This is a genomic window from Xylanibacter ruminicola (assembly GCF_900107775.1).
GTDB classification, from domain to species: Bacteria; Bacteroidota; Bacteroidia; order Bacteroidales; family Bacteroidaceae; genus Prevotella; species Prevotella ruminicola_C.
In genome coordinates, this window is sequence record NZ_FNRF01000004.1 from 72,409 (window position 1) to 96,328 (window position 23,920).

Here is a 23,920-nt window from a genome sequence, read left to right on the forward strand (position 1 = left end):
ATAATTATCTTTGCACCCATGAAAAAGGGACTGGTATTAGAAGGAGGCGCTATGCGCGGGCTGTTTACGGCAGGCATCATCGATGTGATGATGGAAGCCAGGATTGAGCCCGACGGACTGATTGGTGTCTCGGCAGGAGCAGCCTTTGGCTGTAATTACAAGAGTCGACAGCCAGGTCGAGGCATACGCTACAACAAGCAGTTTGCACGCGACAGTCGCTACTGCAGTTGGCAGTCGTGGCTGAAAACGGGCAACCTGTACAATGCAGAATTTGGCTATCATGTAATACCTACCCAATACGATATCTTCGACAACAAGGCCTTTAATGAGAACCCGATGGAGTTTTATGCCGTCTGCACAGACGTAGAAACAGGCAAGCCAGTCTATAAGCAGCTAACCGAAGCTACCCAGCTTACTTACGACTGGATTCGTGCTTCGGCCTCAATGCCACTGGCTTCGAAGGTGGTAGAACTGGAAGGCATGAAGGTGCTTGACGGTGGTGTGGCCGACTCCATCCCTTTGGAATATTTTGAAAGCATCGGCTACGAAAAGAATCTGGTGATACTCACCCAGCCCGACGGCTACGTGAAGGAGCACAACAAGCTGATGCCACTGATGCGCATAGCCCTCAGAAAATATCCGAAGATGATAGAGGCGATGGACCAGCGACACGTGATGTACAACCAGCAACTGTCGTATGTGTATCAGGCAGAGTCAACGGGACGAGCATTGGTGATACGTCCCGACGAGAAACTGCCCATCGGACATATCTCGCACAACCCTGATGAGATGCAGCATGTGTATGATATTGGCCGTCAAACAGGTATAAAATATATAGAACGAATTAAAGCATTTTATAGATGAGAATAGATATTATAACCGTACTGCCAGAAATGTTGGAAGGCTTTGTACACGAGTCGATTCTGGCAAGAGCAGAGAAGAAGGGACTGGCAGAAATCCGTTTGCACAACCTGAGAGACTACACACTTGACAAATGGCGCCGCGTGGATGATTACCCATACGGCGGCAGTGCAGGCATGGTGATGCAGTGCGAGCCTATCGACCGTTGTATCACAGCCCTGAAAGCTGAGCGCGACTATGATGAAGTGATCTATACATCGCCCGACGGTGAGCGTTTCGACCAGCACATGGCCAACGACCTCTCAATGAAGGGCAACCTGATTATATTGGCTGGCCACTATAAGGGTATCGACCAGCGTATCCGTGAGCACCTGATAACCAAAGAGATTTCTATCGGCGACTTTGTGCTGACGGGGGGCGAACTGGTGGCAGCAATGATTGCCGATGCCATTGTGCGTGTGGTGCCAGGCGTGATTGGTGACGAACAGAGTGCACTGAGCGATTGTTTCCAGGATGACATTCTGGCGGCTCCTATCTACACACGCCCAGCCGACTACAAAGGTTGGAAGGTGCCCGAGATACTGCTGAGCGGCAATGAGGCCAAGATCCGCGAATGGGAGTTTGAACAGGCCATGGAGCGTACACGCCGTCTCCGTCCCGACTTACTAAAAGAGAAATAAAAAAATGGTGCTCGAGTTGAGCACCATTTTTGTTTTTATTTTGCGAAACGTTCAGCTTGCTGACGGATTAGCTCGGCATCGTTAAAGTAATCGATACGCATGGCCTTACGAACCTCGTCCATCGTCTGGGCGCCTACCTCGCGGGCCTGCTCGGTACCTTTCTTCAGAATATTGTAAATCTCTGGGATATCCTTCTCAAACTCTGCACGACGCAGGCGCATTGGCTCCAGGAACTGGTTGAGCACCTGATTCAGGAACTTCTTGCACTTCATGTCGCCCAGACCGCCACGACGGTAGTGATCCTTCAGCTCGTCGAGATTCTGATACTCAGGCAGGAAGTTGGCAAAATCCTCATCGGTAGAAAAAGCGTCGAGATAAGTAAACACAGCGTTGCCCTCTACGTGACCAGGATCGTTCAGGTTCACGTGCTCAGGGTCGGTGTACATAGAGCGCACCTTCTGCCATACATCCTCAGCTGTATCAGAGAGGTAGATGCAGTTGCCCAGCGACTTCGACATCTTCTCCTTACCATCAGTACCAGGCAAGCGGCGTGCAGTCAGGTTCTCAGGCAGCATGATGTTAGGCTCAACCAATACAGGTGCATAAATTTGATTGAAACGGCGAACCAACTCGCGAGTTACCTCGAGCATAGGCTCCTGGTCCTCACCTGCAGGAACGGTGGTAGCCTTGAACAGAGTGATATCGGCAGCCTGTGATACAGGGTAGCAGAAGAATCCGAGAGGAATACTCTCGCCCTCGAAACCACGCATTTTTACCTCGGTCTTAACAGTTGGGTTGCGCTGTACACGACTAACCGAAACCAGGTTCATCAGATAGGTGGTAAGCTCGGCCAGCTCAGGAATCTGACTCTGGATAAAGAGCGTACACTTCTCAGGATCGAGACCTGCAGCCAGGTAGTCGAGTGCTACCTCGATGATATTCTGGCGAATTTTCTCAGGATTATCAGCATTATCAGTCAGAGCCTGCACATCGGCCATAAACACAAACATGCGATCAAAATCGCCCTGATTCTGCAATTGCACACGTCGGCGAAGTGAGCCAACATAGTGTCCTAAGTGAAGTTTACCAGTGGGACGGTCGCCCGTCAAAATTACTTTTCCCATATGTCTTTTAGTCTTATTTTTCAATTTTTGCGTGCAAAGGTACGAAATAAATTCTACTAATCTGCATAATTATTGTAAAAAATAGGGGTAAAGGGATGGCTTTTTGATAAATAATGTGTATCTTTGCCGACAAATTGATAAAATTAAACGTATTTTCGACAAATGTTTAGCATAGATACTTATATTAAGAGACGCGAAGAACTGAAGAAACTCGTAGGCGAAGGAGTTATTATTCTGTTTGGAAACAACGATGCACCGGTTAATTATCCGGCCAACGCTTATGCTCCTATGCGACAGGATTCTTCATTTCTTTACTACTTTGGACAGCACCGCGACGGACTGGTAGGTGTGATTGATATCGACAACAACGAAGAGATGATTTTTGGCGATGATATCGACGTAGAGGATATCGTATGGATGGGCTTTACACCATCGGTAGCCGATCTGGCTGCTGAGGTTGGTGTAAAGAAGACTGCTCCTATGAAGGAACTGGCTACATATATCCATCACCTCTCAACCAACACTAAATATCACTTCCTGCCCCCATACCGTTTCGATACCAAGATACAGATTATGGACCTGCTGGGCATTCATCCCAACCAGCAGAAGGAGCAGGCCTCGTTGCAGCTGATTAAGGCTGTAGTAAAAATGCGCGCCACCAAGGAGCCACAGGAGATTGATGCCATTGAGCGTGCCTGCGAGGTGGGCTATATGATGCATACCACAGCCCAGAAGCTGATTCGTCCAGGTGTAACCGAGCGTTATATCGGCGGACAGGTGGACGGTATCGCCCGCAGTTTGGCTCAAGGTACCAGCTTTGCAACTATCTTCAGTCAGCATGGCGAGATTATGCACGGCAACCCATCGGATGCTAAACTGGAAGCAGGCCGACTGGCTCTTTGCGATGCAGGATGCGAACTCGACGACTATTGCTCGGATCACACCCGCACCATGCCTGTTAACGGCAAGTTCAGTCAGCGCCAGTTGGAAATCTACTCGATTGTAGAGGCTTGTCACGACTATGCTATCGAGGTGGCTAAACCAGGCGTAAAATATATGGATGTGCACTTTGCAGTATGCCGACTGATGACAGAGCGTCTGAAGGAGCTCGGGTTGATGAAGGGTGATACCGACGAGGCCGTTCGTGCCGGCGCCCATGCCATGTTCCTGCCTCACGGACTGGGACACATGATGGGTATGGACGTTCACGACATGGAAGGACTGGGTCAGATTTACGTAGGTTTTGACGAGGAGACACGTCCTAACCTCGAGCAGTTTGGTACCAACTGTCTGCGTATGGGCCGCAAGCTTGAAGAGGGCTTTGTGATTACCGACGAGCCTGGTATCTACTTTATTCCACAGCTCATCGACGAGTGGAAGGCCAGCGGACACTGCAAGGAGTTCCTTAACTTCGACAAGCTCGAAACCTACAAGGACTTTGGCGGTATTCGCATTGAGGACGACATCCTAATAACCAAGGATGGTTGCCGATTCCTGGGCAAAAACAGAATTCCTTATCACCCCAAGGATGTTGAGGAGTTTATGGCAATGAATAATCAATAAATTAAAAATAAAAAACAAAATGAAGAAAATGACAACACTCGCACTCGTGGCTATCATGGCCTTGAGTGCTTCGGCAGCCAAGAAAAAGGCGCCCGCAAAGGATGCGAACAAGCCCGTGTTCACAACCATCAAAGAGAACCCCATCACAAGCATTAAGGACCAGAACCGTTCGGGTACGTGCTGGGACTACTCTACCCTCTCTTTCTTTGAGGCTGAGATCCTGAAGGCTACAGGTAAGAGCTATGACCTCGACGAGTCGTTCGTAGCCAACAAGACCTACATGGATCGTGCCATTCAGGTGGTTCGTTTCCATGGCGATTGCCAGTTCTCTCAGGGTGGAAGTGCTGAGGACGTGCTCCACACACTGAAGACCCACGGTATCGTGCCACAGGGCATCATGCCTTTCCCAGGCTCACTCTATGGCGACTCACTCAACAACTTCAACGAGTTCTTTGGCCAGCTTGAGCCATACGTTGCAGCTATTGCAAAGAGCAGCGCTCGCAAGATTTCTAACCAGTGGAAGGTTGGATTGCAGGGTATCCTGGATGCTTATCTGGGTAAGTGCCCTGAGAAATTCACTTTCGAGGGCAAGGAGTATACTCCAAAGAGCTTCATGGCTTCGTTAGGCATCAACCTCGACGATTATGTTAGCATTACCAGCTATACTCACCACCCCTTCTACTCTACTTTCGCTGTAGAGGTACAGGACAACTGGCGTTTCCCACAGAGCTACAACCTGCCTATGGACGAGATGATGCGCGTGATCGACAACGCTGTTGAGAACGGTTACACCATCGCATGGGGCGGCGACGTATCAGAAGAGGGATTCACACGTAACGGTCTGGCTTATGCAGTTGACGGTAAAGCTGCTCAGAGCCTCGCTGGTAGCGATATGGCTCGCTGGCTGAACCTGGCTCAGGACAAGAAGCGTAACATCATCGACTCACTGGGTTGCAAGGTGCCTGAGGTTAAGCCTACACAGGAGATGCGCCAGGAGCGTTTCGACAACTGGGAGCTGACCGACGACCACGGTATGCTGATTTACGGTGTTGCCAAGGATCAGTATGGTAAGGAGTATTATCTGGTGAAGAACTCTTGGGGTGAGACTGGTGCCTACAAGGGAATCTGGTATATGACAAAGGATTACATCGCTCTGAACACGATGGACTTCCTGATTAATAAGAATGCTATTCCTGCCGACATACGTAAAAAGTTAGGTATCTAATGCATTTTAAGTGGAATTACCAACCACCTACATCAGAACAACAGACGGCGGCTAAGGAGCTTGGAGAGAAAATCGGCATGAGTCCGATACTCGCCAATCTCCTTATCCAACGAGGCATCAAAACGGAGAGCGCTGCCAAGCGCTTCTTCCGTCCGATGCTCAACGAGCTGATAGATCCGTTCCTGATGAACGACATGGATGTGGCGGTAGACAGGCTCAACGATGCGATGGGGCGCAAAGAGCGTATCATGGTCTACGGCGACTACGATGTCGATGGATGTACGGCGGTTGCCTTGGTGTACAAATTCCTGCAGCAGTTCTATTCAAATATCGAATATTATATCCCCGACCGTTACGACGAAGGATATGGTATCAGTAAGAAAGCACTTGATTATGCTGCAGAAAAAGGCATCAAGCTCATTATAGTACTGGATTGCGGTATCAAGGCCATCGAAGAGATTGCCTATGCCAAGAGTCTGGGCATTGATTTCATCATTTGCGACCACCACGTGCCCGATGATGAGTTGCCCAATGCTGTCGCGATACTCAACCCCAAGCGCGAAGATTCCACCTACCCATTCAAAGACCTGTGTGGATGCGGTGTAGGTTTTAAATTTATGCAGGCATTTGCCAAGAACAATGGCATCCCATTCTCGCGACTGATACCTCTGCTCGATTTCTGTGCTGTAAGTATTGCAGCTGATATCGTGCCTATCATGGGCGAGAACCGTATTCTGGCCTACCACGGACTGAAGCAACTGAACCAGAGCCCGTCGGTAGGCTTAAAGGCTATTATTGATATCTGTGGCTTGACCGGACGCGAAATCACTATGAGTGATATCGTATTCAAGATTGGACCACGTATCAATGCATCAGGACGTATGCAGAATGGTACCGAGGCTGTCGACCTGCTGGTTGAGAAAGACCTGAACAAGGCGCTGGCCGAGGCTAACCATATCAATGAGTACAACGAACAGCGTAAGGATGTTGACAAGCAGATGACCGAAGAGGCCAACCAGATCGTAGAAAAGCTGGAGAGTCAGAAGCACCACGCCAGTATCGTGCTTTACGACGAGAACTGGAAAAAGGGTGTTATCGGTATTGTGGCTTCGCGACTCACCGAACTTTACTACCGCCCCACGGTAGTACTCACCAAGTTCAACGGTATTGCTACAGGTTCGGCCCGCAGTGTGGCTGGCTACGATGTGTATGATGCCATCAAGAGTTGTCGCGACTTGCTCGAGAACTTTGGCGGTCATACCTATGCTGTAGGTCTTTCGCTCAAGATCGAGAACATCCCTGAGTTCCGCAGCCGCTTCCAGAAATACGTCATGGAGCACATTCAGCCTGAACAGACTGAGGCTACACTCGATATCGATGCGGTTATCGACTTTAAGGATGTTACCAAACGTCTGCACAACGACCTGAAGAAGTTTGCACCTCATGGGCCCGATAATCCCAAACCATTGTTCTGTACACGCAATGTATACGATTACGGCACCTCGAAGGTTGTGGGTCGCCAGCAGGAGCACATCAAACTCGAGCTAGTTGATTCAAAGTCGAGCAACGTGCTCAATGGCATTGCCTTCGGACAGAGTGCATCGGCACGCTACATTAAATCAAAACGTTCGTTTGATATTGTCTACACGATTGAAGATAATATCTACAAGCGCACCGAAGTGCAGCTGCAGATCGAAGATATTCAGCCTTCGGAAGATTAATTGATAATTGAGAATTGACAATTGATAATTATAGGGAGATTCTCCATCGCTACTGGGGCTACGATGATTTCCGCGGTATTCAGCGCGAAATCATCGAGTCTATCGGTAGTGGCCACGATACATTAGGACTGATGCCTACAGGTGGTGGTAAATCCATTACCTTCCAGGTTCCAGCTTTGGCACACGAGGGCACTTGCATTGTAATTACCCCTCTGATAGCCCTGATGAAGGACCAGGTTGAGAATCTGCGCCGCAGAGGTATCAAAGCTGCCGCTATCTACAGCGGACTTACCCACGAAGAAATCATTGTAACACTCGAAAACGCCATCTTTGGCGCCATCAAGCTGCTCTACGTTTCACCTGAGCGACTTTCATCCGACTTATTCCAAACCAAGCTCCGCCACATGAAGGTGAGCTTTATTACGGTCGACGAAGCCCACTGTATCTCGCAATGGGGTTACGATTTCCGTCCCTCTTATCTGCAGATAGCTAAGATACGCAGTCTGGTGCCAGGTGTGCCCGTATTGGCACTTACCGCCACAGCAACCCCGCAGGTAGTTGACGATATCCAAGCAAAACTATCAGGCGACTTCTCTGTGTTCAAAATGAGTTTTGAGCGCAAGAATCTGGCTTATGTGGTAAGGCATGCTGAGGATAAGACTGAACAACTGATACACATTCTGAAACACGTGAAGGGCTCGGCTATTGTGTATGCCCGCAGTCGCCTGCGCACTAAGGAGTTTGCGCAGATTATCAGTGAGGCCGGTATCACAGCCACATTCTATCATGCAGGTCTTGATGCCAGCACGAAAGATGAGCGACAGCGCGAATGGCAGGAAAACAAGTATCGTGTAATGGTGGCCACCAACGCTTTTGGAATGGGTATCGACAAGCCCGATGTGCGTGTGGTGATACATATGGATTGCCCGGATAGTATCGAGGCCTATTTCCAGGAGGCAGGTCGTGCTGGTCGCGATGGTTTCAAGGCATATGCCGTGCTGCTGTATAACCGCCACGACGAAACCAAGCTGAAAAAGCGCATTTCCGACACCTTCCCTGATAAGGATTACATCCGCCAGGTTTATGAGCATCTGGCCTATTATTATCAGATAGGTGTAGGCTCGGGCTATAACCATACGTTCGAGTTTAATATCGATAAGTTCTGCCACAACTTCAACCACTTCCCTATCCGAGTTGATTCGGCCCTCAAGATTCTGCAGCGCGCAGGCTATCTGGAATATACAGAGGAGCAGGACAACAAGGCACGCGTTATGTTTACCGTGAGCCGTAACGACCTGTATCGTTTGGAAAACAACAGTCCGAACGAGGAGGCTATCATCACGGCCCTGCTGCGCAACTACGGCGGCCTGTTTACCGATTACAATTTTATCGACGAGGCTTTCCTGGCGCAGGCCACCAACTTAAAGCCACAGCAGGTTTACCTGGTACTCAAGAGCTTGTCGCAACGCCATATCCTGCACTTTATCCCACAAAAAAAGACACCTTACATCCGCTACACCCAGCGACGCGAGGACAAGGAATTTGTACAGCTGATGCCCGAGGTGTACGAAGAGCGCAAAGTGCAGTTCGAGGCCCACATCAAAGCAATGATCCGCTACGCTACCAACGATAAGGTGTGTCGTAGCCGACAGCTGTTACGTTATTTTGGCGAGGAGAACGATCATAATTGCGAGCAGTGCGATGTTTGTCTGGCTCATCGCGCTGAGGGCATGGTGGATGAAGACCGCCTAAATGCGGCTGCCCAGAAAATCCTGCAGCTGCTAAATGATGGCAAGCCCCACTTTATTACCGAATTAAAAAGCATCGAGCTGCCCGTAAGCGAACTCGATGCTGCAATTGAATATCTCACAGACGAAGAATATATCATCCGACTGGAGGATGGTTGTATCGCGAAGTCTTAAATTAGAAATCCAACTTAAGCTGACGATCGTCTTCCTTATCATGCTCGTGGCAGTAGCTGCTGCCATCAAAGCAGTGTGTGCAAACACGGCACTTATCCATACCAATGCTCTTAACCAAATCCTCGAGCTTAGCAAACTTCAGCGAGGTAAGGCCCAAACGCTTGGCAATCTCATCTACCATACGCTTGTACTCAGGCGAGTCGGTGGTAGCATACTTCTCCAGGTTCTTCTTATCGTCGCCCTCAAAGTCCTTGATGATACGGCGTGTAATCAACTCCATATCGCTCTTTGACGAGGTAAAGCCGATGAATGGACAACCATAAACCAATGGAGGACAAGAGATACGGCAGTGCACCTCTTTAGCGCCATACTCAAAGAAAGTCTTCACATTATCCTTGAGCTGTGTACCACGTACGATAGAGTCGTCGCAGAACACCACGCGCTGATCCTTCAGCAAGGCTGGGTTAGGTATAAGTTTCATCTTAGCCACCAGCGAACGGCGCTCCTGGTTACCAGGAGTAAACGAACGGGGCCAGGTTGGTGTGTACTTCAGCACGGCACGCTTGTAAGGTACACCCTTACCCTCGGCATAACCGAGTGCCATACCAACACCCGAATCGGGCACACCGCAAACGCAGTCAACCTCAGTCTCATCCTTCTCACCCATCATCTTACCATTGGTCTCACGTACATTTTCTACGTTGATACCATTATAATCTGATGCGGGGAAACCATAGTAAACCCAGAGGAACGAACAGATCTGTTCACGTTTCCAAGGCTCCTGCAGAACCTCGATCTTATCGGCAGTAAGATATACAATCTCACCAGGACCAAGGTCTCTTACACGCTTATAGTCGAGATTGGGGAAACTGGTAGTCTCGCTACTTACGGCATAGGCGCCATCCTTCTGACCAATCACGATAGGTGTGCGGCCCAGGAAGTCGCGGGCAGCAATAATACCCTTCTCGGTCAGAATCAGCATCGAGCACGATCCCTCAATCTTTTTGTACACCAGGTTGATACCCTCAACAAATGTGCGCCCCATATTGATAAGCAGGGCCACCAGCTCTGTCTGGTTGATGGTATTGGCCGAGTACTCACTAAAGTGCATGCGGCGATCCAGCAGCTCTTGTGCTATCTCCTCCAAGTTATTAATCTTTGCTACGGTAACTACTGCATAGCGACCTAAATGCGAGTTAACGAGTATGGGTTGTGGGTCGGTATCGCTAATAACGCCGATGCCCTGTTTTCCTGAAAACGAGTCGAGTTCATCCTCAAACTTAGAGCGGAAGTAATCACGCTCCAGGTTATGGATTTTACGACTAAAACCTTTCTCCTCATCGAAAGTTACCAGTCCTGCACGCTTGGTACCCAGGTGCGAATTATAATCGGTGCCGTAAAACAGATCGTTTACACAGCACTTTGTGGAAATGGTTCCAAAAAATCCACCCATACCTATTAATTAAAATAATACAGGAACGAAGCGATACCCTCGAGTGCGGGTTTGCGCTGTCCCTCGATTTCAATTCTGAACTCAATCTCTGCCTTACAGATACCACGCAGGTTCTGAATGTTGTGCAACTTGGTTACCAAACGTACCTTTGAGCCTGTGATAACTGGCTGTCCGAATCGCATCTTGTCCATTCCGTAGTTAACCAGCATCTTGATATTGTTCACCTCGATAATCTGGTCCCACATATAGGGCAACAGCGACAGGGTCAGATAGCCATGAGCGATAGTGCTCTGATACTGACTCTCCTTCTTGGCGCGCTCCACGTCAACGTGAATCCACTGATGGTCCAGTGTAGCGTCGGCAAAAAGATTAATACGGTCTTGGTCTACTTGCAGCCAGTCAGAAGCGCCGAGCTCCTCACCCAAGTGGGCTGCGAATTCATCGTACGAATTAATTACTAATTTTCCCATATCATATTTTAAAATGAATCACGGGGATGCGTGTGCACCCCCGTGATTGTAGTGTTATACGTCTTGGTTCTCAGGACGCAGCTTACGTACGGTCTCGCCAGCACGCCACATTTCCTGATTACGCATAGCCTCCAACTCTTTCTCCAGTCCAGCGCGGTAGTCGGGCTTCGAGTTAGCGTCGATGGTAATCTGTGCCTCGTTACCCGTCTGTACCGAGTAGTACAACCACTCCATAACGGGCTTGATAGCATCGTGGAATCGTGGAGCCCAGTCGAGTGCACCGCGCTGTGCGGTGGTCGAGCAGTTAGCATACATCCAGTCCATACCCTTAGCACCGAAGAGAGGGCCAAGGCTCTGGGTCAATTCCTCTACTGTTTCATTGAAAGCCTCTGAGGGAGAGTGTCCGTGCTCACGCAGTACCTCGTACTGAGCCAGCAGCAGTCCCTGAATGGCACCCATCAACGAACCACGCTCACCAGTCAAGTCTGATGTAGCCTCGCGCTCGAAGGTGGTCTCAAACATATATCCGGCACCAATACCGATACCAAAGGCCAGAGTCTTCTCCTTAGCCTTACCAGTAGCATCCTGGTAAACAGCATACGAGCAGTTCAAACCACGACCCTCGCAGAACATAGTGCGCAGGCTGGTACCACTACCCTTAGGTGCAACCATAATTACGTCAACATCCTTTGGAGGAACTACACCTGTACGATCGCTCCAGTTGATGGCGAAACCGTGGCTGTAATAAAGAGTCTTGCCAGGCTTCAGATACTGCTTGATGGTGGGCCACTGCTGAATCTGACCAGCATCAGAGAGCAGCATGCAAAGGATTGTACCCTTCTCAGCGGCTTCCTCGATTGAGAACAGAGTCTCGCCAGGAACCCAACCGTCGGCCACAGCCTTGTCGTAGGTCTTGCCAGGGCGCTGACCCACAATCACATTAAATCCGTTATCACGCAGGTTGCAGGCCTGACCTGGTCCCTGAACGCCATAACCGATTACAGCAATGGTTTCATTTTTCAATACTTCACGTGCTTTCTCAAGTGAGAACTCTTTGCTGGTGACAACAGTTTCTGTTACGCCACCGAAATTCATTTGTGCCATATAGCTTTAAATTTTTACTCGGCTCGCCAATAAGCTTGCCAAGGAGTTGTACTTAATCCCTGCGTTCCGTGCCAGCCCTACCCGAGAGCCGTCGTCTTGTCAGTTCGCTCCCACCCTACACGAGGATGCGACTTGGGCGTTAACTATTTAAATCGGGTGCAAATTTAAGCATTTCTGCCCACACTGCCAAAAATTTCTCTGCGTTTTTTTATTTTTTATTCGAACACCTTGACAATCTCTTCCAGCCACTGCTTGTCAACCTCATCGAATGTTGCTAAATCCTTGCTATCGATGTCGAGTACTGCTATAATTTCGCCTTCGGCCGATCTTACTGGCACAACAATTTCCGAACGCGACTCGCTGCTGCAAGCGATATGACCTGGGAACTGCTCTACATCGGGCACCACGATGGTCTCGCCCTGTTTCCACGAGCTTCCACACACACCCTTGCCATAGCCGATATGCATGCAGGCCACAGGCCCCTGGAATGGACCCAGTACCAACTCATCGTTCTGTACACGATAGAATCCTGTCCACCAGAATCCCATCTCCAAATGTATGGCAGCTGCCACATTAGCCATCACAGCCACCTGATCGGTCTCACCAGCGCTCAGCGCCTTAATCTGCTGCTGCAGCAACTGGTATTTCTCTACCTTATTCATTATTATATAGTTTAGTTTTAATTGAATTATAACTTGATTCTACGCCAGATGCATCTGGGTATTCTGCGCCAAACGGCAGTCAGGATGCGATATTTCCAGTCAATCACACGGATGTGCTTATGATGTTCGATAGCACTCACAATCTCGCGTGCAACAGCCTGTGGCTTCAGCATCATGGGATAGTGGAATGAGCCACTCAACAAGGCCGTATCCACAAAACCTGGACGGATATCGGTAAACCTGATGTCGAGCTTTCGTGCATTGGCCTGCTGCTCTAAGGCCTGCAAATACACATTCTGCATGGCTTTGGTAGCCGAATAGGCAGGTGCCGGACCAAGTCCCTTAGTACCAGCGATAGAGGTGATGGCTGCGATATGCCCCCTGCCCTGCTGGGCAAAAAAGCGATAGGCACAGCCTATCATACGGGTAAATCCCAAGCCGTTGGTTTCAACTGTAGCCAACTCGATATCGGGTGTCAATTCGCGGTTCTGCTTTCCTATACCCGAGGCATAGAAAAACAAATCCATTCCACCCAGGCGATCAACCAGCTGCATCAGCTTTTCGGGTGCATCAGCACTGGTCACATCAATCTGCTCCACATCGGCAGCACCAATGGTTTGCAACAGGTCTAAACGACGAGCGGCCACGCCTACCGTCCAGCCTCGCTGGATGAATAGACGGGCCACTTCGAGTCCTATACCTGATGAGGCGCCTACAATAATAGCTTTACTCATCGGGCAAGAACAATGGGTCCTCGGGCATTACCATAACCGGCTTGGTATTGTATGCCTTCAGCAACTTCTCCGATACATACTTTTTATTTACAACCAGTCGGAACATATACTCACGGAACCAGTCGGCTGTCATAATCAGGCAGCCCTGCTGGCCGTTAGTAGCCCCCCACGAGTTCTCAACCTTCCACTTAATGGGCTTACCCTGGTTATCCAGGTCGACAGCAGTCAATGTCATAGCGTGGGTAGAACCACTGTCAAAAGTAGAAATACGCTGAGCCTTATCCATCTTAAAGGTAGTTCCGAATACCGATCCGTAGTCGAAATTATCTAACGAAGCATAGCCGCGCTTACGATCCAGCAACTTGCCTACATCGTACGAGCTGTACATCTTACGACCGTCCTTCAGCGAAGCAATAGCCAACTGCTCAATCTCCTCCATAGGCAGGTTCAGATAGCGCCAGTTGCTGCCGTCGTAGGTGTGGCGATCATACTCAACCTCGTAGGTCTTGTAATACTCGCGGCGTGGGTCGTTCATCACCATAATGAAGGTGCCATTCAGCTCACCACCAACAACCTCCTGATAAAAACTCAGTGGGGTGTACTCCTTGGCCTCGCCCAGCTGGCGACCGTTCTTATCGTGGAAAGCGTAGGTGAACTTCTCAACGGGAACACCCAGTGTCAGCTTCAGCATACGATAAATCTGACCCAGCATCTCGGTCTTTGCCTTCTGGATATCGGCAGCACTCTTTTTCTTGGCTACCATATCACGCAGGTGGAGTCCGAACTCACGCAGCTTCGACGAAATCAGGCTGCGAGCCTTCGAGGTGTTCTCACTGGTAAAGCTCTCAGGCATAATCTCCGAGGGAACCAATCCGTATTTGGGTGCCAAGTCGGCCACACCGCAGAAAGTACCACCATCACCAATAGGCGAATGGAAGAAGAACTGCACACGCTGATCGTCCATAGGCTTCTTGGCGGTATCAATCACGCCCTGAAGCATCAGGTTCGACTTCTCCAGCTGATCCCAGAAGAAGAGATAAGCCTGCGAGAACTCGATGCTAACAGAATCGGCCTTAGCCATATAGTTTGAACGCAGCACGTTCAATCCGCTGAACATCCAGCAACGTCCAGATGATTTCTGGTCGGTAATCGACTGCTTACGGGTTTCAACCGAGAAATGAGTGTCGATAGGCAGAGCGGCCACCTTGTAGTTCTTGGCCAGCGCATCAATGCTCATACCATAGATGGCATTAGCGATAACACGCTCCTTGCCACACTGTTTCTGCTCCTTCTGGATTTCCTGTAACATCTGGGCAGAAATGCCTCCACCCTGTGTCTGCGCCTGTGCCATCATTGCGCAGGCAGCAAACGCGATAGTAATTGTACTTCTATTCATTTATTTCTTTTTTGTAGTTTTTTTAGTTGTAGTCTTTTTTGCGGTGGTTGTCTTCTTGGCCGTAGTGGTGGTCTTTGGCTTGTAGTACTTCTTAGCCTCGGGCAACCAACCCTGAATGTTCTTGATACGTGTAGCATCTGATGGGTGATCGCTCAGGAACTCAGATGTGTTGCTGGTGCTGGCCGAAGCCATACGCTGCCAGAAAGTAACAGCAGCCTCAGGATTATAACCTGCCATCGCAGCAAAAATCAGTCCCATGTAATCAGCCTCGCTCTCGTGGTTACGCGAATACTTGAGGTTAGCCAGATTCAAACCTGCCGATGCCATAGCCTGACCCAGAGAAATGGTATTGGTACCAACACCTAATACACTGGCCAGCGCACCTACACCCTGAATACCATACTGCTGCTTAATCTGGGTGCTCATCTGCTCGGCTGAGTGACGTGCCACAGCGTGGGCAATCTCATGTCCAAGCACGATAGCCAGCGAAGCCTCGTCCTGAGTGATAGGCAGGAGTCCCTCGTAAACCACAATCAGTCCGCCAGGCATACACCATGCGTTGGCCTGCTTATCGGCCACCAGGTTAAACTGCCACTTGTAGTTCTGCACATCGTTCTGCATACCGTTAGCATTCAGATAGCTTACCACAGCGTTGGCCAGATTCTGTCCCACGCGCTTAACCATAGCGGTTTTGGTGGCATCGGTAGACAGCTTGGCTGTTTTCATAAACTCCTGATACTGCTGGGTCGACAGGCTCAGCATCTCACCATCGCTAACCATCAGATTCTGCTTACGCCCCGTGATAGGTACAGTACTTGTGGTACCGCAGCTAACCAACAGAGCGGTAACCATCGACATGAGTAAAAACTTAATTTTCTTCATACCTTTTTATGCAATTATTTAGTTATTATCGTTTTCAGCGTGCAAAATAAGCAAAAAAAATCGACATTTGCAAATTTTAAGCATAAAAATAGAGACATTCCCGAAGGAATGCCTCTATAAAGAATGACCAATAATAACTAAAAAACTACGAATTTACTTGTTCAAACCACGGTTGTTGATAGTGGTGTTCAGCAGCAGCAGGTATGTACGCATCTGATCCTCGCTGAGTACGTAGCGCATACGCTTAACGTCGGTATCGATAGCGTGCTTAACCATAGCCTCGCGCTCGCTGTTGCTAGCCTGAGCTGCATATGAGATCTCAGTATTGAATACATTGTGGATGTTCTCAACAGCCTCGCGCTGGTCGATAGCCAGGTTCAGAACCTTTGAGAGCTTGTCCATGTTAACGTCCATCTTGTAAGCCTCAACGTTGTTTACAGCGTTAGTGTTCTCACCCTCAGCAAATGCAGTTGTCATGCTCAGCATTGCTACCAATGTCATCATCATCTTTTTCATCTTTTTACCCTTTCTTTTTTTTACTCGGTGGCTTTTTGCAGCCTACCTACTTTTTTACTTTAATTTGTTACCCTTTTGTCTTTTTGACGGTGCAAAGGTACGGCGATTTTTTGATACTCGCAATTATTTTTGCGTAATTGTGTGCGAACACAGCCCTTTTATTGATACATATCAAAGAAAGGCAGAAATAAGTATTTTTTTACTTTTTCCAATTAAACGTTCGTGTATTTGGCAGAAAATGCGTAACTTTGCAGGCTGAAACTAAATATATATAATAGGTATAATGGAAGAGACAAAAAACAGATTCATGTCGGTTGTATACCAGTTGTACAGCCTGAAGGATGGCAAGAGTGAGCTTGAGGAGCAGACTGGCGATGACCGTCCATTTGAGTTTATCACCGGATTCAGCGTAGCACTCGACGCCTTTGAGGAGAAGGTAAAGGGTCTTGAGAAGGGCAGCGACTTTGATTTCGAGCTGGCTCCTGCTCAGGCATTCGGCGAGTATGTAGCTGAGGGTGTTCACAAGGTTAGCCGCGAGGTATTTACCGTTAACGGTCATTTCGATCACGATAACATCTTCGAGGGTGCCGTTATCACTCTGATGGACAACGAGGACCATCAGTTCATGGCCAAGGTGGTAAAGATCGAGGAAGACGGTGTTACCGTTGACACCAACCACCCATTGGCTGGCAAGACCCTGAACTTCAAGGGTAAGGTGATTGAGAACCGCGAGGCTACCGACGAGGAGATTCAGCACCTGATTAAGCATATGACAGGCGGATGCGGCGGTTGTGGTGGCTGCGGTGGCGACCACGAGGGCTGCAATCACGAGGGCTGCGATCACGAGCATCACCACCACGACGATGGCTGTGGTTGCGGTTGCGGACACTGTCACTAATCCATCATAATAATCCCCTACCCACTATGCGCAACACATTTGGACACATATTCACACTCACTACCTTCGGCGAAAGTCATGGCGAGGCCGTTGGCGGCGTGATTGATGGCATGCCTGCCGGCATCGACATCGACATGGAGTTTATTCAGAGCGAACTGAATCGCCGTCGCCCTGGTCAGAGTGCTATCACCACCTCGCGACAGGAAGCCGACCGTGTAGAACTGCTGAGCGGTGTGTTTGAGGGCAAGTCGACAGGCTGTCCCATCGGATTCATCGTTCGTAACACCAATCAGCACTCCAACGATTACGAGAATATGCGTAACCTTTTCCGTCCATCGCATGCCGACTACACGTATTTCGAGAAGTACGGCATCCGCGATCATCGTGGTGGCGGCCGCTCGTCGGCACGTATCACCATCAGTCGTTGCGTGGGCGGCGCATTAGCCAAACTGGTATTGCGCCAGAAGGGAATCAGTATCCAGGCCTACACTTCACAGGTAGGCGATATTACACTTGATAAGGATTACAGCCGCTACGACCTTAGTCTTACCGAGACTAACGCCGTACGTTGCCCCGACCAGCAGAAAGCGGCCGAAATGGAGGCGCTGATAGCAAAGGTAAAGGCCGAGGGCGACACCATTGGCGGTATCATTACTTGTGTGATTAAGGGATGTCCCACAGGCTTAGGCGAGCCTGAGTTCGATAAGTTGCACGCCTCGTTAGGTCAGGCCATGCTCAGCATCAATGCCGTTAAAGGCTTTGAGTATGGCGATGGTTTCGACAGCGCTACTATGCGCGGCAGTCAGGTAAACGACGTGTTCGTACCATCACCTGACAACCAGCAGTCATCGCCCATCACCACCACTACCAATCACAGTGGCGGCATTCAGGGCGGCATCAGCAACGGGCAGGACATTTACTTCCGTGTGGCCTTTAAACCAGTAGCCACTATTCTTACCGAACAGCAAACGGTAGATAAGGAAGGAAATGCCACCACTTTCACTGCTCACGGGCGCCACGATCCGTGCGTTTTGCCCAGAGCAGTACCTGTTGTTGAATCGATGGCTGCAATGACAATTTTAGACTATATTTTACTGCGAAATGCGGTAATTTTATAGAAAAGAACACCCTAATTGCAAAAAATTGCAAAAAAGATTTGGTAGTTTAAAAAACTATGCGTATCTTTGCACCGCAATCAGGGATTTGGGAAAACCCCGGAATTGCTTTAGTTAAGTCTAGTTTAGTTTTTGTGTTGGTTGGGGGCTGCCGATTGGTAGCCCCCAAATTTTTTATCTATACGGCACAAAAAAAGGGGTTAAATAACCCCTATGATTTCGTTTACCGACTGGCAGCCGTGTGCATCAAGCCACTCGTTAATGCCGTCCCTCACCTTAATACTTACTGCCGGATCCAGGAAGTTGGCTGTACCAATCTCGATAGCCGTAGCACCAGCCATCAGGAACTCAATGGCATCCTTGGCACAGCTAATGCCTCCTAAACCTATTACAGGTATCTTCACGGCCTTAGCCACCTGCCACACCATACGCAGCGCCACAGGCTTTACACAAGGGCCGCTTAAACCGCCTGTATTGATGCTCAGCAGCGTTTTGCGCTTCTCGATATCAATAGCCATACCCATCAGCGTATTAATCAGCGATACACTATCAGCACCCTCGGCCTCTACAGCACGCGCAATCTCGGCAATATCAGTTACGTTTGGACTCAGCTTTACTATCAGCGTTTTGCGGTAACGCTGGCGCACAGCCTTTACCACACTGGCAGCACCAGCACAGGTAACACCAAAGGCCATACCTCCATCCTTTACGTTAGGACACGAGATATTCAGCTCGATGGCAGGGATTTTTTCTAATGCATCGATACGGGCAGCACACTCAGCATAATCCTCAGGACTCGATCCGCTCACGTTTACAATCATATTGGTATCTATATCCTTAATCTGCGGATAGATGTGTTCACAAAAGTAATCTACGCCTTTATTCTGCAGTCCTACACAGTTCAGCATACCGCTGGCTGTTTCGGCCATACGTGGATAGTCGTTTCCCTCACGTGGATTCAGGGTGGTTCCCTTCACAATAATACCACCGATACCATCCAGAGGCATCAGGTCGGCAAACTCCAATCCGTAACCAAAAGTACCCGATGCAGTCATCACAGGGTTCTTCAGCTCCAAGTCAGCAATCTTTACATTTAGTCTTGCCATAACAGTTTCTTAATATTAAACACGGGTCCATCCTTACAAACACACAAATTGCCCTCGGTAGTCTTCTCTACGCAGCACAGACAAGCACCCAGTCCGCAAGCCATCAGGTTCTCTAACGAGGCCTCACAGTCGATGCTATTCTGACGGGCATAACGAGCCACAGCCTTCATCATCGGCGTAGGGCCGCAGGTACTGATACGATCGAAACGCTCCTCGTTCAGCAGCGAGTGATTAGTTACAAAGCCCTTCTCGCCCATCGATCCGTCCTCGGTTGTTACGTACACGCGCCCGAACATATTAAATATAGGCAGCATCAGCAGATCGTTGGCCGTACGCGCTCCTAGCAGGAAGGTAGGCTCAATGCCCTGCCGCTTCATCTCGGCACCCATATACAGCAATGGGGCCACTCCCACGCCACCACCAACCAGCAGCACCTTCTCGCCAGTCTTGGCAGGTGTAAAACCGTTGCCTAATGGCAGCACACAGTTAAGCGTATCGCCAGGTTGTAGTTTAGCTAATGTACGGGTTCCGTCGCCAACGGTAGCTACTAACAGCCAAAGCTCGTTGGCGTTGCGATCAACAAAGTTAATGGAAATGGGGCGGCGTAAAAAGGTAGATGTTGAACCATCTACACGCACCTCGACAAACTGACCGGGCAGCATATCGGGCAGAGGTTTATCATCAGTTAGTTTTATAAGCACATAACGCTGATGAATCTGCTCTACCTGCTTCACCTTGAGGTCAAGTATATACTTCTTCATACTTCAAATTTTTAATTCGGGTACAAAGGTACTATTATTTTTTGAAACCACAAAACTTTATTTCTTCGCAGGTACAAAAGTATCCCAGGTCTGATCATCGTAAAACACACGAATCTCGATAACCTTACGCTGCGGTTTGTCAACGAATTTTACCTCCTCACGAACGATTTCTGGGTGTGTATTACGTACACTATTGTAATTTTGGGGCTGCTGAGCCACATTTTGAGGGGCCTGTACAGGTGCATCTTCAAAATTCAACATCAGATTTTGCTCGATAGGGTGGGTACCAGGGGTACCTTCAGCCTCCGAAAACAGATCCTGATCGGGGGTGTTTTGGGGCAGATACATATCACCAGAGCCAAACATCAACCAATCGGTATTGATGTTAGGAATTTTCTTTTTGATGGCTTCAACGATGTTTAAGGTAGGACGGGTACGACCGTTGAAGATGCTACTAAGGGTAGCTGGACTCTGACCGATGTAGTCGGCGAAGAGCTGCTGAGTCATGTGCTGGCTCTCCATAATTTGCCTGATTCTATCTTTCATTGCAGTAACTAAGTGCTTAATAGGGCTATCAGCCCCTGTTTTCTTTCAGTTTACAAAGGTAAAACAAAAAATTGAAATATACAACAAATGTAGATACAATTTAAGATTTTATAATTTTAGTTTATAGTTTTATATTTGTAAATCAAAAGATATTTAAGGGTAAAATTGGACTTTATATTTTTAAACCTAAATTCGTGATTATAAATCTGTACAAAGGCTTATTTTAATATTTTAAACTAACTAATTGGGTATAAATAAGGTAGTTACGTAATATTTATACTTTCAAAGCCTATTTTACAGCTTTTGGTTTAATAGGGTATTAATTTCTACAAGAAGTTTGTAACTAATCTACATAACTAATTGATATTCTGATACTTAAATATGTCACAATCAGAGTGCATAAATATCAATATACAAAATAGAATCTTAATATTTAGATATTAATACCCAAATCTAAATACCTAATTTATAGTTTTAATTTTTAAAATCAACAGCCATAAACCAATATTTTCCTAAATAAGTATTCGGATTTAAGAATTTGAATCAACGGAATTAAATCCTAATAAATGTGAAGACCGAATTCGTCGAGCTCCAAAAATTGCGATTTTGCCATTTCTCGCGTATTCTGAACCATCGGCCGAAAAGCTGGAAATACGCGAGTTTTGAGAGGGTACAAAATGCCGTAACTCCCCTATTTTACAGACATTTAGGCACAAAAAAGGCGCTCATCAAAAGCGCCATTTTTATAAATTCTAGAATAACATTTTGCCCTAAATTAGTGCAAAATGTAAAAAATCAGTTCTTTCATAAGCTCTCCAGCAGGTGTATTTGGGTTATCCAGACCCTTACTTTTGGCGTCAATCTCTCGCATTTTCGAAATGATCTGCATCACCTTCATTCCAGAGTAGTTTCGCATACCCGTCATATAGTCCTTGGCTTGCCATGGATTTTTGAATTCCAGCCACTCTGCAACGCCCTCCTGACTCTTATTATTTGGCGCGTAAAACGCAATCATTAAATTCTGGAAGTAATTAAAGAGCAAAGGGAGAAACGAGTAGATGGAACCAGCCTTTGGATTTTCGTCAAAATATTTTATTATCTGATTTGCCTTAAACACATTTCGGTTCACAATGGCATCGCGAAGCTCAAATCCATTAAACTCTTTGCTCACACCAATCTGCTCCTCAACCACCTGCGGGGTCACTACCCTATTCTCCTCGGGCAACGAAATAATCACTTTATCCAGCTCGCCCACCAGTCGACTCAAATCGGCGCCAATATTCTCGGCTATCATCTGAACCGATTTGGCATCAATCTTCACACGACGCGTTCTCAGGTAGTTTTCTATAAAACCAGGCAGTTCTCTATCCTTGAGTTTCATACTCTCAAACAGTATGCCGTGTGATTTGATCGCCTTCACGTAGCCCGATTTTCTACCGTCAACCTTGCCGTTCTTGTGGCACATCACCAAAACCGTACTGGCCATAGGCTGCGCAAAATAGCGCTCAAGCGCCTCCGTATTCTTAATATTCTGCGCCTCTTTTACTATCACCACCTGGCGCTCGGCCATCATAGGATAGCGACGCGCCAGATCGGCAATCTGCGACGCATTCACGTCCGATCCGAACACCACAGTCTGGTTAAAATCACGTTCTTCAGGGCGTAATGCATGGTCGGCTATATAATCGGCAATCTTGTCGATATAATACGATTCGTCGCCCATCAGATAATAGACGGGCGCAAATTTTCCAGCCTCCAAATCGCGCATAATGCTCTCAAAACTCACATTTTTTGCCTCAGCCATGTTGCTATTTCATTTATTATTTGTAATTTTGCCTGCAAATTTACAAAAATGTTTCGATTAAACCTCCCTACATACGAAATAAAAATAGCCCAGCAGGGCAATAAACAGGTAATTTTCGACTTTTTACGCCGAAAATACGTAGCGCTGACACCCGAGGAGTGGGTTCGCCAGCATTTTGTACATTATCTGGTTGAACACAAGGGTTACCCAGCCGGACTGATGGGCAACGAGATTGAACTGAGCGTGGGCGAAAAACGTCTGCGTTGCGATACCGTATTATATAATAAGGTGGCAGCCCCACAGATGATTATCGAGTACAAAGCCCCACAAATAAAACTTCAGCAAAAGACGTTCAACCAAATATCGGCTTACAATCTTTTGCTGAAGGTAGATTATCTGATAGTTAGCAACGGCATGCAGCACATTTGCTGTAAGATGGATTATGCCAACCAAAAATATTACTTTTTAGAGGATATCCCCGACTATCAGAATTTATAACATTTCCGATTATTCCATATCGTTGGCATCGGTCGACTTCTTCGAGGTCGAAGTCTTGCGGATAGAGCGCTTTGCACGACCCTTCTTCTCCTCGGTAGCACCTGTTGCCTTGTCGATCTTAACGCCTGCCAGCTCTGGGTCGATCATGATACGTCCGCAGTACTCGCAAACAATAATCTTCTTGTGCATCTTGATATCCAACTGGCGCTGGGGTGGAATCTTGTTAAAGCAACCACCGCAGGCATCACGCTGTACATAAACGATACCCAGACCGTTGCGAGCGTTTCTACGGATGCGCTTGAACGAAGTAAGCAAACGGCCCTCGATCTTAGCCTCGAGTGTCTTAACCTGCTCCTTCAGCTTCTCCTCCTCTACGCGAGTCTCTTCCATAATCTCCTCAAGCTCGTTCTTCTTAACCTCCAAGTCGCTCTGGCGCTCTGCAATCAGAGCCTCGCTGCTTTCCTGCTCACGCTGCTTGTCGGCAATCTTGTTATTAGCCTCGCGAATTTTCTTATTACACAGTTCAATTTCCAGTGTCTGGAACTCAATCTCCTTCGAGAGTGTGTCGTATTCACGGTTGTTCTTAACCTCATCCAGCTGAGCCTTATAGCGCTCTACGCTGGCCTCGGCATCGGCAATCTCGCCCTTCTTCTGGCTGATAGCTCTCTGGTAGTCCGCAATCTCGTTTGCAATCTTCTCAACACGAGTGGTCAAACCCTCAATCTCGTCTTCCAGGTCTTGTACTTCCAGGGGCAGCTCACCGCGCAACATACGCTTCTCGTCGATAGCCGAGAGGGCGGTCTGCAACTGATACAGCGTCTTCAGGCGCTCTTCAACTGACAGTTCTGATGGATCTTTCTTTGCCATAATTCTACTAAT

The 23,920-nt window shown here is 48.2% G+C and carries 23 protein-coding genes; 9 read left to right on the top strand and 14 right to left on the bottom strand.

Annotation, left to right across the window (positions count from 1 at the left end; all coding sequences use genetic code 11):
- The first annotated feature begins 18 nt into the window (after positions 1-18).
- Together BLU97_RS10595 and trmD are read left to right on the top strand one after the other, a co-directional pair.
- A complete protein-coding gene (locus tag BLU97_RS10595) occupies positions 19-864 on the top strand; it encodes a patatin family protein (protein WP_074761549.1) in 846 nt (281 codons plus the stop codon).
- Positions 861-1,541 (top strand): tRNA (guanosine(37)-N1)-methyltransferase TrmD, encoded by a 681-nt coding sequence (gene trmD, locus BLU97_RS10600; protein WP_074761550.1) that lies wholly within the window; start codon positions 861-863, stop codon positions 1,539-1,541. Before BLU97_RS10595 ends, trmD begins: the two co-directional genes overlap by 4 nt.
- 35 nt (positions 1,542-1,576) lie before the next feature.
- Here trmD and trpS read toward each other — a convergent pair whose 3' ends face one another.
- Positions 1,577-2,665, bottom strand: coding sequence for a tryptophan--tRNA ligase (gene trpS / locus BLU97_RS10605; protein WP_074761551.1), 1,089 nt, complete (start codon positions 2,663-2,665; stop codon positions 1,577-1,579).
- 162 nt (positions 2,666-2,827) lie between these two features.
- Between trpS and BLU97_RS10610 the strand changes: the two genes are divergently transcribed.
- The 4 genes from BLU97_RS10610 to BLU97_RS10625 are packed head-to-tail and all read left to right on the top strand — an operon-like array spanning position 2,828 to position 9,096.
- Positions 2,828-4,228, top strand: coding sequence for an aminopeptidase P family protein (locus BLU97_RS10610; RefSeq protein WP_074761552.1), 1,401 nt, complete (start codon positions 2,828-2,830; stop codon positions 4,226-4,228).
- Between the two features lie 19 nt (positions 4,229-4,247).
- Positions 4,248-5,453, top strand: coding sequence for an aminopeptidase C (locus BLU97_RS10615; RefSeq protein ID WP_074761553.1), 1,206 nt, complete (start codon positions 4,248-4,250; stop codon positions 5,451-5,453).
- Positions 5,453-7,174 (top strand): single-stranded-DNA-specific exonuclease RecJ, encoded by a 1,722-nt coding sequence (gene recJ / locus BLU97_RS10620; RefSeq protein WP_074761554.1) that lies wholly within the window; start codon positions 5,453-5,455, stop codon positions 7,172-7,174. The genes BLU97_RS10615 and recJ overlap by 1 nt, the downstream gene beginning before the upstream one ends.
- Positions 7,175-7,188: 14 nt before the next feature.
- Positions 7,189-9,096: an ATP-dependent DNA helicase RecQ gene (locus BLU97_RS10625; protein ID WP_074761555.1), complete on the top strand. Its 1,908-nt coding sequence runs from the start codon at positions 7,189-7,191 to the stop codon at positions 9,094-9,096.
- A gap of 1 nt (position 9,097) precedes the next feature.
- On the opposite strand, the gene BLU97_RS10630 is transcribed toward BLU97_RS10625, so the two are convergent.
- From BLU97_RS10630 to BLU97_RS10665, 8 genes are all read right to left on the bottom strand, one after another.
- Positions 9,098-10,549, bottom strand: coding sequence for an amidophosphoribosyltransferase (locus BLU97_RS10630; protein WP_074761556.1), 1,452 nt, complete (start codon positions 10,547-10,549; stop codon positions 9,098-9,100).
- A 5-nt stretch (positions 10,550-10,554) separates the two neighbouring features.
- Positions 10,555-11,019 (bottom strand): MaoC family dehydratase, encoded by a 465-nt coding sequence (locus BLU97_RS10635; RefSeq protein WP_013065248.1) that lies wholly within the window; start codon positions 11,017-11,019, stop codon positions 10,555-10,557.
- A gap of 54 nt (positions 11,020-11,073) precedes the next feature.
- A complete protein-coding gene (ilvC, locus tag BLU97_RS10640) occupies positions 11,074-12,123 on the bottom strand; it encodes a ketol-acid reductoisomerase (RefSeq protein ID WP_033151233.1) in 1,050 nt (349 codons plus the stop codon).
- A 215-nt stretch (positions 12,124-12,338) separates the two neighbouring features.
- A complete protein-coding gene (locus BLU97_RS10645; protein ID WP_074761557.1) occupies positions 12,339-12,785 on the bottom strand; it encodes a GAF domain-containing protein in 447 nt (148 codons plus the stop codon).
- Between the two features lie 26 nt (positions 12,786-12,811).
- Entirely contained in the window at positions 12,812-13,519 is a 708-nt protein-coding gene (locus BLU97_RS10650) for an SDR family NAD(P)-dependent oxidoreductase (RefSeq protein WP_074761558.1), read from the bottom strand.
- Entirely contained in the window at positions 13,512-14,915 is a 1,404-nt protein-coding gene (locus BLU97_RS10655) for an aminopeptidase C (RefSeq protein WP_074761559.1), read from the bottom strand. The genes BLU97_RS10650 and BLU97_RS10655 overlap by 8 nt, the downstream gene beginning before the upstream one ends.
- Positions 14,916-15,797, bottom strand: a complete 882-nt coding sequence (locus BLU97_RS10660; protein ID WP_074761560.1) for a M48 family metallopeptidase — start codon at positions 15,795-15,797, stop codon at positions 14,916-14,918. It abuts the gene before it with no gap.
- Positions 15,798-15,950: 153 nt separating this feature from the next.
- On the bottom strand, positions 15,951-16,313 hold the full coding sequence (locus BLU97_RS10665) for a hypothetical protein (RefSeq protein WP_074761561.1): 363 nt from the start codon (positions 16,311-16,313) through the stop codon (positions 15,951-15,953).
- A gap of 283 nt (positions 16,314-16,596) precedes the next feature.
- Here BLU97_RS10665 and BLU97_RS10670 point away from each other — a divergent pair, with 283 nt between their 5' ends.
- Positions 16,597-17,211 (top strand): peptidylprolyl isomerase, encoded by a 615-nt coding sequence (locus BLU97_RS10670; protein WP_074761562.1) that lies wholly within the window; start codon positions 16,597-16,599, stop codon positions 17,209-17,211.
- A gap of 26 nt (positions 17,212-17,237) precedes the next feature.
- Positions 17,238-18,329 carry a chorismate synthase gene (gene aroC / locus BLU97_RS10675; RefSeq protein WP_074761563.1) on the top strand — a complete coding sequence of 364 codons (1,092 nt, stop codon included), beginning with the start codon at positions 17,238-17,240 and terminating at the stop codon, positions 18,327-18,329.
- A 197-nt stretch (positions 18,330-18,526) separates the two neighbouring features.
- Here the strand turns inward: aroC and BLU97_RS10680 are convergent, their stop codons facing one another.
- From BLU97_RS10680 to holA, 4 genes are all read right to left on the bottom strand, one after another.
- On the bottom strand, positions 18,527-19,432 hold the full coding sequence (locus tag BLU97_RS10680; protein ID WP_074761564.1) for a dihydroorotate dehydrogenase: 906 nt from the start codon (positions 19,430-19,432) through the stop codon (positions 18,527-18,529).
- Positions 19,420-20,193 (bottom strand): dihydroorotate dehydrogenase electron transfer subunit, encoded by a 774-nt coding sequence (locus BLU97_RS10685; protein WP_074761565.1) that lies wholly within the window; start codon positions 20,191-20,193, stop codon positions 19,420-19,422. Before BLU97_RS10685 ends, BLU97_RS10680 begins: the two co-directional genes overlap by 13 nt.
- 57 nt (positions 20,194-20,250) lie before the next feature.
- Entirely contained in the window at positions 20,251-20,739 is a 489-nt protein-coding gene (locus tag BLU97_RS10690; protein WP_074761566.1) for a helix-turn-helix domain-containing protein, read from the bottom strand.
- A gap of 775 nt (positions 20,740-21,514) precedes the next feature.
- Positions 21,515-22,543 carry a DNA polymerase III subunit delta gene (gene holA, locus BLU97_RS10695; protein WP_074761567.1) on the bottom strand — a complete coding sequence of 343 codons (1,029 nt, stop codon included), beginning with the start codon at positions 22,541-22,543 and terminating at the stop codon, positions 21,515-21,517.
- Between the two features lie 48 nt (positions 22,544-22,591).
- Here holA and BLU97_RS10700 point away from each other — a divergent pair, with 48 nt between their 5' ends.
- A complete protein-coding gene (locus BLU97_RS10700; RefSeq protein ID WP_013065492.1) occupies positions 22,592-23,041 on the top strand; it encodes a type I restriction enzyme HsdR N-terminal domain-containing protein in 450 nt (149 codons plus the stop codon).
- Between the two features lie 9 nt (positions 23,042-23,050).
- On the opposite strand, the gene BLU97_RS10705 is transcribed toward BLU97_RS10700, so the two are convergent.
- Positions 23,051-23,908, bottom strand: coding sequence for a zinc ribbon domain-containing protein (locus BLU97_RS10705; RefSeq protein WP_028907532.1), 858 nt, complete (start codon positions 23,906-23,908; stop codon positions 23,051-23,053).
- Positions 23,909-23,920 lie beyond the last annotated feature (12 nt).